Source organism: Vibrio astriarenae (assembly GCF_010587385.1).
Lineage (GTDB): Bacteria > Pseudomonadota > Gammaproteobacteria > Enterobacterales > Vibrionaceae > Vibrio > Vibrio astriarenae.
The window spans coordinates 1,774,172-1,789,991 of sequence record NZ_CP047475.1 but is presented as its reverse complement, the minus strand read 5'-3'; the positions used below and the strand labels follow the sequence as shown (position 1 = coordinate 1,789,991).

At 46.5% G+C, this 15,820-nt stretch carries 5 protein-coding genes and 1 tRNA gene; 2 read left to right on the top strand and 4 right to left on the bottom strand.

From position 1 onward, the window contains the following. Positions 1-12 precede the first annotated feature (12 nt). Positions 13-11,460, bottom strand: a complete 11,448-nt coding sequence (locus GT360_RS21890) for a VCBS domain-containing protein (protein WP_239502538.1) — start codon at positions 11,458-11,460, stop codon at positions 13-15. A 189-nt stretch (positions 11,461-11,649) separates the two neighbouring features. Between GT360_RS21890 and GT360_RS08450 the strand changes: the two genes are divergently transcribed. Beyond that, a complete protein-coding gene (locus tag GT360_RS08450; RefSeq protein ID WP_164648442.1) occupies positions 11,650-12,351 on the top strand; it encodes a glutathione S-transferase in 702 nt (233 codons plus the stop codon). A gap of 65 nt (positions 12,352-12,416) precedes the next feature. Here the strand turns inward: GT360_RS08450 and GT360_RS08445 are convergent, their stop codons facing one another. After that, complete coding sequence (locus GT360_RS08445; RefSeq protein WP_164648441.1) at positions 12,417-13,436, bottom strand: DUF1214 domain-containing protein; 1,020 nt, start codon at positions 13,434-13,436, stop codon at positions 12,417-12,419. A gap of 259 nt (positions 13,437-13,695) precedes the next feature. Continuing rightward, positions 13,696-13,786: transfer RNA gene (locus tag GT360_RS08440), tRNA-Ser, on the bottom strand. Between the two features lie 397 nt (positions 13,787-14,183). On the opposite strand from GT360_RS08440, the gene GT360_RS08435 reads away from it, so the two are divergent. Beyond that, positions 14,184-15,407: a GGDEF domain-containing protein gene (locus GT360_RS08435; protein WP_164648440.1), complete on the top strand. Its 1,224-nt coding sequence runs from the start codon at positions 14,184-14,186 to the stop codon at positions 15,405-15,407. A 64-nt stretch (positions 15,408-15,471) separates the two neighbouring features. Here the strand turns inward: GT360_RS08435 and GT360_RS08430 are convergent, their stop codons facing one another. Continuing rightward, positions 15,472-15,819 carry a YajD family HNH nuclease gene (locus tag GT360_RS08430; RefSeq protein WP_164649624.1) on the bottom strand — a complete coding sequence of 116 codons (348 nt, stop codon included), beginning with the start codon at positions 15,817-15,819 and terminating at the stop codon, positions 15,472-15,474. Between the last annotated feature and the right edge of the window lies 1 nt (position 15,820).

Sequence of the window (15,820 nt, the reverse complement as noted above, 5' to 3'; positions counted from 1 at the left end):
GTTTAATGAAGTCTAGTATGGGTCAATGAAGCTACTAGGGTCACCTTGATCATGATGCTCATCAGGGTTGATGAGGTCCTCATGTTTGTCGTCCTGATGCTCACCTTCATGTGCCGATCCCTCTGTTCCGTCAGGCGCTAACGGTGAATTATCTACGGGCTCTTGTGTATCAGCAAATACGATATCGATATCATCCGGTAATGCGGCATGAGCCGAGGTATCGTGCGTTGTTTGTGTCGCTTCAATACCCAGTGCAGAAAGGTAAGCTGCAGCGCCATGTGATGAGTCGCTGATATCAGCATGGCTCGTTTGATGAGAGGTGTTGTACTGGCTTACGTAGTGTTGGTCATCTTCTGTGTTCGCTGGTAACGTGATATCAACATCCAAAGTATCCACATCAGCCACTTCATCTGATTGACTTAATACTGGTGGCGGAGGTGGTGGTGACAATGGCGATACATCAATCCCAGTCAGTGTTGTCATATCGATATGGTGACCACTATGGCCATGTATAGATTGAGAATGTAGGTGTAAATGTACCGCAACTTGAGAGTCTCGTGAGCCATCGAGAGTGAGAATGAAAGAGTCGGTTTCATCAGTACCAGAACCATAACTGCCTCCGGTGTGTGTTTTAATCACACCCGAAGAGGTACTGTAATCGTAGTCGAGATGCCCAGTATTGGGGTCGACATGTAAAGTACCAAATTGGCCATGTAAGCTTGTGACGACACTACCTCCACTAGTGAGAATACCCCAACCATGATGTTGAGTGGTGCCAGTGTGGTGTTGTGGTGGTATACCAAGCGACGCATGAAGATCTTGGTGTCCAGCACCACCCGTAATTTGGGCAGGCTTGACCAGAGTTGTTGGCGGTTGCTGGGGCTCATCAGTACCTTGGATTGAGATCGCAAGATGAGCATTAGCTTGGTTCCCTGCTGCATCTTGTGCGGTATAACTAATCGTATCGACGAGTGGTTTAGAACCTGAACTAAGCTGTTGAACTGAAGCCAAGTTATTGTTCAATGTATAGGTATAGCTACCGTCTGAGTTCAGGTGGAACAACCCGTATTGACCTTGAATATCACCGGTTGATATCACTGATTGAGCATCTAAATCATTGGCTAAGACGTTGCCCGAGAGTTGAGTTGTTGTGTCTTCTACCGCGGTGTTGGTATCGTCAGTCGCACTTGCAGAGGTATCTAATGTGTAGGTCAAAGAGGTCGAAGGCGATACGTTACCCGCGACATCAGTCTGTCTAACCTGAACGGTATTTACGCCTTCCACTGGTGTGAATTGAGTGCTCCAATGGCCCCCATGGTCGACGGAATATTCTACTGTCGCACCTTGTTCAATCCCTCCAATGTTGAGGTCGCCAACATTGGTAATGTTATCTGAGGAAGAGTTCCCAGAATCGGTGGCTAGTGTTACCGTTGGCGCGGGTGATGAGTTATCTAAAGTAAAGGTTAAAGAGCTGCTGGTTGATACGTTCCCCGCAACATCCGTTTGTCTCACGCAAACGGTATTTGAACCTTGCTGTGGCGTAAAACTTGATGTCCAAGTGTGACCATTGTCCGTCGAGTATTCAATGAGCGCACCAGATTCTTGCCCCGTAATCGTCAGTGAACCATCGCTGGTGGTTAAGTCAGATGTGTTACTTCCCGTATCCTGCGTTAAGGATATTTGTAGTGGCGTAATGGTCGTATCAACATGAATAGAAAGAGGGGAAGATGTTACTGGTACTGCTGCGGCAGGCGCTAACGCTAAAGCTGATAGATTATGATTGCCATCGGTTAAGCTGCTTACTGCAACACTATATTGACCAGTTCCATCAGATACCGTGTGCCCTATAGGTTTGGTACCTTCATAAATGGTCACTTGTGAATAGGGGATATCGGTTTGTCCCGTGATAGTAGGGGTATTGTCTTTGGTGAGGTTGTCAGAATTTGATGCGCCAGTGTCACTCGGCGTTGCTAAATCAACGGTGACTGCATTGCTTGGCGGAGTGTTTGTTTCTGCTGGCAAGCTTGGTTGCGTTGCCGTAATGAGTGGGTTGACCGGCACAGAAGTTGAAACAGTCGGTTGTTGCCCCGGTATAACTGACACCTGACCATTGGTATCAAAAGTCATAAATCTCGTTGATTCGCCACCATGATTGTCCACTACTTTGACCTCAAAGACATCGATGCCATGATAGGTCTGAGTGACTGTGTTATAGCTCATCCCTGCCACCGAACCATTTGCCGTGTAGACATAAGCTCCAGAATCTGGGTCGACTGAGAGCGAACCGAAGTGCCCGGTTGAACTGACGACAGAGAAAGCATGAGTGTCGTTTGTATCGATATCAGTTTCGGAGAGTGTTCCTGTTGTTGGGGTTGTCTGAGTCACCGATAACACGGGATCGTCGTTGGTTCCGACGATCTTGATGTTAATTACATGAGTATCACCACCGATGGTATGTACGTTGTACTGGACATGCTCCTCTTGGCCTGCGGCGAGTTGCTGAATTTGACGGTTGTTAACGGTATAAGTCCAAGAACCATCTTTAGAGATATGAAGACCGCCGTGAACACCGCTGTTGAATGGATCATGACGTTTGCCAACATCTGTTGAAAATTCGGATTGGCCGTGGTCAGGGTCGACGACACTCAGTTGACCAGATATTACCTCAACAGGCGTCGATGAGCTGTCTTCGTGCACGTCTGGATTTGAGACCACCGTAATTGTCGCTTTGTCATTACTGCCTTGAACCAAGATTTCAATATGCTTGGTCGCAGTAGAACCATCTGTTGATGTTGCAGTGATATCAAAACCTTCTGCTTTGGTTTCACCTGGTTGAAGAGCATTGGCTTTTGAGTGGTCTAGGTCGTAATGCCATTGCCCGTTACTATCAACATGTAGTGTGCCGAATGAACCAACCGAATCACCTGCTGTAAATGTGACGGAGTCTTTGCTGTCAGAATCGTGGGCAAGTAAGGTGCCTGAAATTGACGTGATCTTATCTTCAACGGCAGTACCCAGTGCTGCAGTCAGCGCATCAGGAGTATCGATAACCACATGGTCATCGGTGCCTAAGATTTTGGCGGTAAGAGGGATTCGAGTTCCATCTGATGTAATCAACGTGATGGTATCTGTTAGTGATTCACCACTGCTCAGGCGTTGAATCTCGGCATGAGTATTGTCTGCGCTATAACTCCATTTATTGTGGCCATCGGTCGAGTGTGTGAAGTTAAAGGTGCCGTGCGCACCCGTTAGGTTCATCGCGAAGTCTGCAGGCACAGTATGTGTGACACCGTTGACCACTATTTGAGTCACTTTTGCCTCCGATGGTGAGTCAATATCCTGAATATCGAGGTTTTTCCACCCAGACCATAATTCACTGGTGTGTGTTCCTGATTTTAGGTGGTCTTCAGTGACAAAGTTCGCAGCTTGTGCCGTTGGTAAGGTCGCGGCATCGTTGCTCGGCAATAGTGTCGTAGATGCTCCGGTATGAGTAACGCCATCATGCGCATCTTTAACGTCGTAAGTGAAGTGAACTTGTCCGTTGTAATTACGTGCTGGTGTGAAGGTGAATGTACCATCTTTGTGGTCGACGAGAGTACCATGATCCGCACGTAGGTTGGCGATAGAGAGCTGCCCAGCATCATTCGTGTCAACGTCTACAGTATTGGCGAGCAACTCGGTCGTTGTAATGGTTTGTGCGAGATCTTCTTTTCCACTGTTGAGCTGAACTTCTGAAGAGCAGTATGGACGGTCATTGTCGCCATGAATGGTAATGTGAATATCGTGAGTGGTGCCATCTGCTGATTTGACGGTGACGGTATCGGTTATTGATTCACCCTGACCGAGACGATCTATCCTTCTCCCCGTAGCATCTTGGCCTATGGAAGCGTAGTAGCTCCAATCTCCGTTACTCTGTAGTATCACATGTCCGTGCGTACCTTGGTAAGTGCCTGTTTTGGCGTGGCTTTCACCGGAGTCTGGGTCAACGATGTCCAGATGACCATCAGTGTGTATTTCGTCGTTCCATATTTTACCGACATTTCCATGCATATGGTCTGGTGAGCGGTCATCGACGTAACCACCAGACACACTGCCGTCAGGCGCTGTATAGGTATGTCCTTCATGAACATCTCCAGTGTCGCGCCCCGAGATTGTTGCAGCATCGCCAACAGCATCGATATGCAGAGTATTGGTGGCTTCTTGTGAGTCGACATGTCCGTCATTAACCGTAAACTTAAACTGAACATCGCCGTTGAAATCTGGGGTAGAGATGAACTGTAACTTCGCGATATCGGCAGCAAGAATACTCTGACTGGCCGTAATATCGTGGCCATCAAGCACAAACTTACCTTGAGCAACGGGTGGTAGGTCGGTGATAGCCATTGAGTGCAGCGTATCGCCAGTGTCGACATCGGTGAAACCAAATTGACTCGCCTGCATTTGATAATGTGTATCTTCTGTACCGTTGCTGAGAACCACCTTAGTGACTGTCGGGGCGTCGTTGGTTCCCACGATATCAATATTTAAGTCGTAAGCGGTACCATCGAAGCTGTGTACTCGATAGGTTACCGTTTCAACTTGCCCTTGTGCTAAGTGTTGCAGAGCCGCATTGTCAACGCTATAGCCCCAGCTACCCGCGCTATCAATTCGAAGCATTCCGCCAAATGGGTCGTGAATACGGGTTTCACCAAATTGGCTGTATTGGAACTTACTTTCGCCGCTGTCTGGGTCTATGACGTGAAGTTGACCACTTGCCAACTCGGTAGTTGTGCCGTTGCTGTGCGTTGCATGTGGCCCGTCTTCTATCACGCTTCCAGTAGTTACCTCTGAAATAATGGCTTTATCTGGGGTCGCTACCAGTGTGGTATTTGCTCCAGTGTGTGTGGTTCCACCATGAGCATCTTTGACGTCGTAGGTGAAGTGAACTTGGCCGTTGTAGTCTTTATCTGGTGTGAAGGTATAGGAGCCGTCTTTGTTATCAAGGATTGAGCCATGGTTGGCATGCAAATTAGCAATGCTTAGTTTACCGAGATCATTGTGGTCAACATCAATACTATTGGCGAGTAGCTCTGTCTGAGTAAGGGTTTGTGGTAAATCCTCTTTCCCAGAGTTAAGTTGAACTTCACCAGATACATAAGGTGCGTCATTGTCACCATGAATCGTGATTACGATGTCATGGGTTGTGCCATCCTTGGATTGAACGGTAATGGTGTCAGTGAGCGTTTCACCTAAGCCCAATTTATCTATGGTTGTACCTACGGTGGTGCTCGCTCCTTGTCTCAGCCAATCGGTCTGGCCTGCTGCAACTTTGTAGTCCCAATGACCGTTTTCGCGGAGTAGTAGATGTCCATACTGACCGTGATAAGAATAGACCCCGCTTTTTGTATCAAACTTCGCTTCTCCAGAGTCGGGATCGATAATAGACAACTGACCGCTCGTCATTAACCCATCATGACTAATTTTTGACATGCCTGGTTGAGCATAATCCGGCGACATATTTTGCCCAGCTTGGTTTTCATGAACATTGCCTGTATCTACACCGGCAATGGTAGCTGCGTCATTCGTGCCTGTAATTACAATCTCGAGGTTCTGAGTTTCACTCGCACCATGTTCGTCTATCACTGTGACAGGAACGGTAAGTGTTTCAGTTTGTCCCTTTGATAGGTGTTGGTAGCTAGCATTCATTGGGTCAAAACTATAGCTGCCATCAGCGTTAAAGGTTAATCCATCAATGGGTTTCGCAATGGAGTAAGTTAGCGTGGCATCGTGGTCGATGTCGTGTCCTACCATCTGTCCTGACAGCAAAGAACCGTCTTCTGTAACAGAGTGATGTTGAGCGGTTAAAGACGGAGCATCATTGGTGCCGTTTATACTTACTTTGATGGTGAACGGAGTGCCGTCTTGCGATCTGACTATACATTCATCAGTGATGGTTTCACCCTGTTTCAGGTTCTGGACTAATGGTTGATGATCTCGAATGGTGTAGGTGTAGCGACCATCTTGCATTATCAAGACATGGCCACCGAGTTTAGTGTCATACCCGATGCCTTGGTAGGTCTGTGGGCCTAAGTTAATATCAAACTGAGCTTCCCCTTTGTCTGGGTCAACGATATCTAATTTGCCATTGAAGTGAAGATTATCGTGGGTATCAATGTAATAGCGATCTTCAGTCACACCACCTTGATGGTTATCTGTTGCGGCATAACCGATTTGGGCGTTATCAGGTGCAGCGGTGAGGTCGAATTTCGCTTGCGTACTCACGCTACCCCCATGCTCATCAGTCACGTCATAGGTAAGTCGAATTTCACCGTTGAAATCTTTATTTGGTGTGAAGGTATAAGTGCCGTCTTTATTATCAGTTAGGCTTCCGTGTGTGGCTTGCAAATTACTGACATGCAGATTGTCGGTGGTGTCTACATCGCTTGCATGGGTTAGAAGATCGGATGCTTTTATCGTGACAGGTTGATCTTCTTTTCCTGCTGGAAGCTGCGTCCAAGCACTGACAATGGGTTTGTCGTTGCTACCTTGTACATCGATGACAATCTTTTGAGGGGTTGAAGCGCCGGTACTGTCGGTTGCTGTAATCCAAAATGATTCAGATTGATGTTCACCTGCAGCGAGTTTATCTACCGCACCTCCTACAGAGTTGTCTAGGTGATAATGCCAGTGTCCTTGTTGGTCAATCGATAGCACACCAAATTGTCCCTGAGACTGATTTACCGCCCATGTAATGGTGTCCGAAGTATCGATATCAGTTGCGGTTAGAATACCGTTCGCATCGGGTGTTCCTGTGGTATTTAATCCCTGCTCAACGACTGCGCTACTGGATGTTCCTGATACCACTGGGCGGTCATTGGTGCCGTTCACCGTTATAGTGATTTGATGAGGTGTCCCGTCGACTGACATCACGCTAATTGTGTCAGTTGCGGCACCACCTTGAGCGAGTGCTTGCACCTTCGGATTGGTGTTATCGAGATTGTAAGTCCAAGACCCATTGTCTTTGAGGTGTAAAGTGCCGAATGTGCCAATTACATCGACATCGGAGAAGTGTTCCTCGCCAGTATCGACATCGCTAACGTTTAATGTACCTGAGGTTTGTAATTGAGACTCTTCGGTCACCGAGCCAGAATCTGTTCCTGCGATCACCGCAGTATCGTTGGTGCCATTAACGGTAATGGTCACTTGATGGGGCGTACCATCGGCAGAATGCACTGTCATCGTATCCGTGGCGGTTGCGCCTTGAGCGAGTGCTTGCACTTTCGGATTGGTGTTATCGAGATCGTACGTCCACGCACCGTTGTCTTGGAGGTGCAGAGTGCCGAGGGTGCCGACCACGTTGGTATTGGAAAAGTGTGCTTCGCCAGTATCCACATCGGTCACGGTCAGTGTCCCTGAGGTTTGTAATTGAGACTCTTCGGTCACTGAACCAGAATCTGTGCCTGCTATCACCGCTGTATCATTGGTACCATTAACGGTGATGGTCACTTGATGGGGCGTACCATCGACAGAGTGAATGGTTATCGTATCCGTTGCGGTAGCGCCTTGAGCGAGCGCTTGCACTCTTGGGTTGGTGTTATCGAGATCGTAAGTCCAAGTCCCATTGTCTTGGAGGTGCAGGGTGCCGAATGTACCCACCACGTCGGTATTGGAAAAGTGCGCCTCGCCGGTATCTATATCGGTAACGTTCAATGTACCTGAGGCCTGCAGTTGAGACTCTTCGGTTACTGAACCAGTATCTGTGCCTGCGATCACCGCAGTATCGTTGGTGCCATTGACGGTGATGGTGACTTGATGGGGTGTACCATCCGAGGAATGCACAGTTATTGTATCTGTGGCAGTCGCACCTTGAGCGAGTGCTTGGACTTTCGGGTTGGTGTTATCAAGATCGTAAGTCCACGCGCCATTGTCTTGGAGGTGTAAGGTGCCAAATGTGCCGACTACGTCGGTATTGGAGAAGTGTGCTTCGCCGGTATCTATATCGGTAACGTTCAATGTCCCTGAGGTTTGTAATTGAGACTCTTCGGTCACCGAGCCAGAATCTGTTCCTGCGATCACCGCAGTATCGTTGGTGCCATTAACGGTAATGGTCACTTGATGAGGCGTACCATCGGCAGAATGCACGGTCATCGTATCCGTGGCGGTTGCACCTTGAGCGAGTGCTTGGACTTTCGGGTTGGTGTTATCAAGACAGTAAGTCCAATTGCCATCTTCTTTAAGATGTAGAGTGCCGAGTACGCCGACCACATCGGTATTGGAGAAGTGTGCCTCGCCAGTATCGACATCGGTCACGCTCAGTGTGCCTGAAGATTGTAGTTGAGACTCTTCCGTCACCGAGCCAAAGTCAGTGCCTGCGATCACCGCTGAATCGTTGGTGCCATTGACGGTAATGGTCACTTGATGCGGTGTACCATCAGCAGAATGCACAGTTATTGTATCCGTGGCAGTCGCACCTTGAGCGAGGGCTTGCACTTTTGGGTTGGTGTTATCAAGATGGTACGTCCATGCTCCATTGTTTTGGAGGTGCAGGGTGCCGAGCGAGCCAACAACATCAGTATTGGAAAAGTGTGCCTCGCCAGTATCGAGATCGGTCACGCTCAGTGTGCCTGAAGATTGTAGTTGAGACTCTTCCGTCACCGAGCCAAAGTCAGTGCCTGTGATCACCGCAGTATCGTTGGTGCCATTAACGGTAATGGTCACTTGATGAGGCGTACCATCAGCAGAATGCACAGTTATTGTATCCGTGGCAGTCGCACCTTGAGCGAGGGCTTGCACTTTCGGGTTGGTGTTATCGAGATCGTACGTCCACGCTCCATTGTTTTGGAGATGTAGAGTGCCGAATAAGCCAACAACATCAGTATTGGAAAAGTGTGCCTCGCCGGTATCGACATCGGTTACGGTCAGTGTGCCAGAGGTTTGTAATTGAGATTCTTCGGTCACTGAGCTTGAATCCGTGCCTGTGATCACCGCTGAATCGTTGGTGCCATTGACGGTGATGGTCACTTGATGGGGTGTGCCATCAGCTGAATGCACGGTCATCGTATCCGTGGCAGTCGCGCCTTGGGCGAGCGCTTGCACTTTCGGGTTGGTGTTATCAAGATCGTACGTCCACGCTCCATTGTCTTGGAGATGCAACGTGCCAAATGTGCCGACCACATCGGTATTGGAGAAGTGTGCCTCGCCAGTATCGACATCGGTCACGCTCAGTTTCCCTGAGCTTCGTAATTGAGACTCTTCGGTTACAGCGCCCGAGTCTGTACCTGTGATCACCGCAGTATCGTTTGTACCATTAACGGTAATGGTCACTTGATGAGGCGTACCATCAGCAGAATGCACAGTTATTGTATCCGTGGCAGTCGCACCTTGAGCGAGGGCTTGCACTTTCGGATTGGTGTTATCAAGATCGTAAGTCCAATTGCCATCTTCTTTAAGATGTAGAGTGCCGAGTACGCCGACCACATCGGTATTGGAGAAGTGTGCCTCGCCAGTATCGACATCGGTCACGCTCAGTGTACCTGAAGATTGTAGTTGAGACTCTTCCGTCACCGAGCCAAAGTCAGTGCCTGCGATCACCGCTGTATCGTTGGTGCCATTGACGGTAATGGTCACTTGATGCGGTGTACCATCCGCCGAATGCACGGTTATCGTATCCGTGGCAGTCGCGCCTTGAGCGAGGGCTTGCACTTTCGGATTGGTGTTATCAAGATGGTACGTCCACGCTCCATTGTTTTGGAGGTGCAGGGTGCCGAGCGAGCCAACAACATCAGTATTGGAGAAGTGTGCCTCGCCAGTATCCACATCGGTTACAGTCAGTGTGCCAGAGGTTTGTAATTGAGACTCTTCGGTCACCGTTCCAGAATCCGTGCCTGTGATAACCGCTGAATCGTTAGTGCCATTAACGGTGATGGTAATTTGATGCTGAGTACCATCTGCTGAGGTCACAGTAATAGTATCTGTCGCGGTAGCGCCTTGTCCTAATGCCTGAACTTTGGGATTAGCGTTGTCTAAGTCGTAACGCCACGCTCCATCTTTGGTGATGGTTAACGTACCTAACACCCCAATAACTTGGGATGCTTGAAAATGGTCCTCCCCAAGATCCGCATCAGTTACCAAAAGTTGCCCTTGAACATGTGTGGTTTGATCTTCATTTACTGCGCCATTGTCTACGCCCGAGATTATAGCGTTGTCATCTTCACCACCGATGGTCATGTTTAGGACTTGCGGTGTTCCATCTTTCGTATGAATGGTGAAGGTTTCATGCAGTGCTGTACTTTGAGTGAGCGCTTGAATATTGCTCTGGGAGTTATCCACTTGGTATTGCCATTGACCCTTCGAGTTTATCGTCAATGTGCCGAATTGACCTTGTATTGTTTCAGCTTGTACTGAGCTTTCGCTATGGTCAGGGTCAACGACGTCAATTTTTCCTGAAGTACTTATTAAGCCCGCAGAATTAACGTGATGCTCTTCTCTTACAAGCCCTTGTAAATCGCCACTGATCGAAGGGGCATCTTGTTTGCCTTGTACCGGTATGTGGATAACAGTAGTGGAACCATTTGATAGGTGTAGCGTGAATGTGTCAGTGCCTGGTTCTTGTTTTTGCAAAAGGATGTAAGCGGGTGATTTAGGGTCAAGCGTAAAGGTATACTTCCCTGAAGTATCGATATGGAGTGAGCCAAATTTCCCTTTTATTGTCTCATCAATATAGGTTGCTGTCGGATTGGGCTGTGTTTGGTGCTCATGAGACTTTTCGGAAGTCTTAGGATCAGTCAATGGCAGTTTAGGCTCGGTAACAGGCTTATCTACATCGTGTTTTTTTGATTCTTGATGAGAACCTGTTGGGCGGGATTTTCCTTTACCTTGTGAATGTTCAGCTGGGCACTTCTCGTCGCCGTTTGTTTTATCCCTTGCGTGCTCTGTTTCTGGAATTAATTTGTCCGGCCAATGAGAGCCTGGATTTGGATGTGTCCCATATTGATGTGTTTTTTCACCCGTGAGCGAGGGAGTTTCAGGGCGCTCAAGGGGATTCACCGGGGCTGCAATATGATTAACTATTGGATGTAGCTTAGTGGACAAATAGTGAGATGAGCGAGCAGTTGTGCCGTGATTTTCACTCCTATTGTCGGTTGACTCATCCGTTGGCGTATGTGCCTTTGTTTCAAACTGAACAGATACATTTTCTGAAGCAGAGTTTTGCTCGTTCTGTTGACTCGTTTTTTGACTGGAAACGTTGGCCATTACATTAGCAGTAGAATCAATGGCGTCATCGTTTGTGACTGCCTGTTCACTCGTGGCATTGACAGACAGTGATGGTAGGATCAAGGTAAGTTCACGGGGTAGAGGAACATTTATATTAACCTGAGAAAACAGTCGTACTTTCTTGAGCAGTTTGTTTTTCTCATGAGTTGCTTCGCCACCTTTTACTGAAGTACTTGTTTTTATGTTCTTTTTGTCTTCACTAGCCATCTATAATTCCTGTCATAATTCCGATACTCACCTACTCAGTAAAGTACAGAAAATTGCGTTTAGCTATATCAACTAACTAATTAAATTAAAGGGATATTTTGGGCTTATTATGACTAAGATATATCAGACAGAATGTTGATAGTTCCATTATCTCAATGACAGCGAAAAGCGACGATTTAAGGAGAAGTGATGACAAAGCAACCCTATCCAATTCTCTATTCTTTGCATAACTGCCCCTACGCGATAAGAGCGCGAATGGCCCTAGTCAAAGCAAAGCAAGTTGTAGAGATTCGCTCGATAAAGCTAAGCAATAAGCCCATAGAAATGGTTGAAGTGTCGCCCAAGGGGAGTGTTCCGGTATTAGTGCTCCCCAAACCAATGAATGATGAGCCCTTGCTCGTGATAGATGAGAGCCTAGATATCATGCTTTGGGCGCTCAATAAAAGTGACCCCTACAATTTATTGCAACAAACTCATCGTAACGAGCTAGATGAGATGCTTGATTTCATCAAGCATTTTGAAAATCGCTTCATTCCCGCACTAGAGGCTTATGCGGCTGCTAAACGTTACCATCAAGAGAATAGGGCAGAGCTGCGAAAGGTTTGTGAGGGTGAGCTGGTGCAACTAGAAGGACTGCTCAACAAGCATAGATTTCTATTAAGTGATAAGGAAAGCCTTGTCGATATCGCGCTTGTGCCATTCATTCGTAAGCTAGCACGAGTCGATAAGCCTTGGTTTCGAGATGGCCCTTTCCCGTATGTCCGCGATTGGCTTAATGGCTATCTAAACAGTCGATTATTTTCTGAAGTGATGACTCAATACGATATCTGGCATGAGCACCAGAATGCGGTGTATTTTGGTGATAAGAATAAGTTAGGAAACAAAAAATAACCCCCAAATATCGCTATTTGGAGGCTGAGGTTAGTGTGAGGCTTCTAACGTATTGAGTTTACGAACTATTCAGCCTTGAGTGCAGATATGATGGGATCTTCATTTGCTACCATTACTTTAGGATTCACTCCGTAATGACGAGATGTGAAGGTAAAATCATTCCCTTTGGTATCAATATTGTTTTTTGCACTTTCACCACAGTTGAATGAGATTGTGATTGACCCATCTTCGTTCTTATCCCAAGTGTGTGAGTTAATGTTACGCACACCTTCCATTAGATATTTGTCACCATCGTAGGCAGTAATCGAAGTGAAGAACTTGTTTTCTGGGTCTGCAAACGTCGTCGTATAACAGATGTTCGCTTTTAACTGCGGGCTGTTTGCATACTTATTTCCCACGAATGCCTCTGGGCTCGCACCACCCCAACCCGCTGCGTTTTCTAAATTCCATTGATGCAAGTCTGTTACTTTGTCACTAGTGCGAGGGAAGGTATAGGTGAAGTTCGCCTTACTGTTCACCTCTTGTGTGTACTTTTCAACCCAAATTTCGACTTCATCATAATCGTAGGGTTGTACCTCATACTCACGAGCAAAATTGAAATCACTTTCGTCTACTTTGTTGAGCTCTTCTAGTGCGCTTTCAATACCGTTCTCTGTGCCTGAGCGGTAGATGAGAAATGCATAGTCTGACTCGACAGTTAGGTTGTAATCACCATCCTCAACGACATAGTGCTGGCCATGGCCTCGTTCAGTTATAACCTGAACCGCCATATAGTTGTCGGTTTGGGGGATAGAAAATTGTACCTTCCCATCAACAGCCTCGACGATCGCCACGCCATACAAGGTATCATCATTCATTTGAACGGTTGGCGCGGCTTTACCTCGAGGTGGTAGACCCTGCATTTTCACAAATTGCTGAGTCGCGCCTTTACTCGCCCAGTTTCGATAGTTACGAGCGGTTTCAGCGTGGCTGAAGTTATCAGCGGTGACTTCAATTTTAGTCGTTTGCTGCGAAGCAAATACGCTTGTTCCCATCATTAATGTACCAGTCATTACAGCCAGTGTGGTCAATCGTCGTGTTTTCATAGTCAACTCTCTCGGTCGTCGTGAAGCTAAATCCTTTTGTGCAACGTGAACAGTTTAGTGAATGTGCAGAGAGGTATCTTTAATTTCTCATGCTCATGTCGTTTGCTGATATCTAAAGTAACGCACCAGAGAAATGACGGGAAATGAAACGGAGTGATGACTGATATGCGTTTATCACATATCACAAGTATTGAGAGAGGAAAGTTGTGGCTGCGTAAAACGAAAAAAACCGCTGATAAATCAGCGGCTTCTTAGAATGTGGCGGAGAGATAGGGATTTGAACCCTAGATACGCTATTAACGTATGCCGGTTTTCAAGACCGGTGCTTTCAACCACTCAGCCATCTCTCCGTTGTTGTGGCGAATATTAATGGGGTTCTGAGATCTTGTAAACCCCAAAAACCACACTTTTTGTGGATTTTAGTCCGTTTGATGCAAATTTGCGCTAAAAGTCTATTGTTTGCACACTTTGGTGTCCGTTTTGAACACAAAACTAATCTCTGGTTAACAAGGCAATTAAAGGTATTTACTCGATGACTAATGACCAAACTCTTAGTTAATTCCAAACAAAATAAATAGTCAGTCTTTTTGTAGTAGAATTCATTAGGTTGATACATCTCATTGTTGTCATTGTAAACTTGTATTATCTTTGTTCTATAACTATATGTGTGACACATTTTTTTCGTATTTTGTTGGCTAGTTCTCTGTGATATTTAAAAATTTTAATAAAAGAAGTTTATTTACACTGTTGCTACTGTTCTTAACGGTTTTCGTTTATGGACTTAACGAGTCAACACAGCGTGAAGTTAACCTGTTTGATTATCCTATTCGTGTGACGACGGATAATGCCTCTAATGGTGGTACTTCTAGCGGTTTTGCAGAGTTTAATGATGACGGCTCACTTGGGTTCGAGTGTCTTTTGACGGAAACGTATGAATGGCGTTTTTGTGAATTACAGTTCGAGCTTGCCAATATTTACGGCAGCGGCATGGACATGCAGCAGTTCAATCTTATGACGTTAGATGTTAGCTTCGAGGTCAACGGCTTTGAAGAGCAAAAGCAGCCAGTTCGTATGTACTTCAAAAACTTAGTCAATAGTGGAAAGTTAAAGCCTTCGAGCATTGAATTTACCCCGTCTGATTATCAAGGTTCGGTAGCGATACCACTCGAGTACCTCAAGGTGCCAGATTGGTGGCGACTTGAAAATCGAGTGAGTCTACGCGAGGGGCAGTCTGATGTTCGTAATGTGACTGAAATTAGCTTCAGCACCCCCGCAAATGCACAGCCAGGGATGTATCAGTTATTGCTTAATAGTGCGACCGTGTCAGGTCCATGGATCGCCTATGATACTCTTACCAATATTTTACTCATTGTTTGGTTGACTCATGGTATCTCTAATTTAATTTATTCATTTAGAGAAACGTGGCGAGAAAACTTATTACTGAGCTGGGAATATAAGCAGCTAAAAAATGAAAACTCACTCCTGGTAAATCTTGCTCACAATGACAAGTTGACTGGGGCTTTAAATCGACATGGCGCCCACAAAGTTATATTTGAGCAAACGCCATCGAATACCGCAATTAGCATTATTTATTTGGATATTGACCATTTTAAGTCGATAAATGACACGTACAGTCACCAAGCGGGCGATGCCATTTTGATCATGCTCGCGAGTCTGATTGAGTCATCAATCGACGAGCAACATCGACTTGTTCGATGGGGTGGTGAAGAGTTTGTCATTCTGTGTACTGATATCAGTGCTCATGGTGCAGCAAAGATTGCGAGACGTCTCCAGGAACGTTTTGAAGAGATGGACTGGCCACACGTGCATAACGTTACTTGTTCATTTGGTATCGCAACTTGTAAGACGTACGAGCAGTTTAATCAAGCTATCGAGCGCGCTGACCATGCCCTTTATCGCGCTAAGGCCAATGGACGAAATCGTGTCGAAATTGCGCCACAAGACGTATGATAGATTAGATTGATATATAAATAATAAGGCCACGCAAATGCGTGGCCTTTCTGTTTTACGAAGATTACTTTTTCTTCATCATGTTTGCTAGGTCAGCAAATGGGTTGTGCGTTGCTGAAACATGGTCATCCAACCTTGCCGTCGCTTCAACACCGTAACGCTCATGGTCAGTGTATTTTGAGTGCTCGTGGTCATGACAATACAAACACAACAGTTCCCAATTACTGCCATCTTCTGGGTTGTTGGTGTGGTCATGATCAACATGATGAACAGTGAGTTCACGAAGGTTAGAATAAACAAATTCTCGTGCACACTTGCCACACACCCAAGGGTAGAGCTTAAGGGCTTTTTCACGATAACCTTGCTCTTGGCGAGCGTATGCGGCGCTCGTGCCGTTGTAATCTGAAGACATA

Excerpts from the sequence above, each read along its gene's own strand:
- GT360_RS08430 (WP_164649624.1), bottom strand. The coding sequence starts at position 15,819 with ATGTCTTCAGATTACAACGGCACGAGCGCCGCATACGCTCGCCAAGAG.
- GT360_RS21890 (WP_239502538.1), bottom strand. The coding sequence starts at position 11,460 with ATGGCTAGTGAAGACAAAAAGAACATAAAAACAAGTACTTCAGTAAAA.
- GT360_RS08445 (WP_164648441.1), bottom strand. The coding sequence starts at position 13,436 with ATGAAAACACGACGATTGACCACACTGGCTGTAATGACTGGTACATTA.
- GT360_RS08450 (WP_164648442.1), top strand. The coding sequence starts at position 11,650 with ATGACAAAGCAACCCTATCCAATTCTCTATTCTTTGCATAACTGCCCC.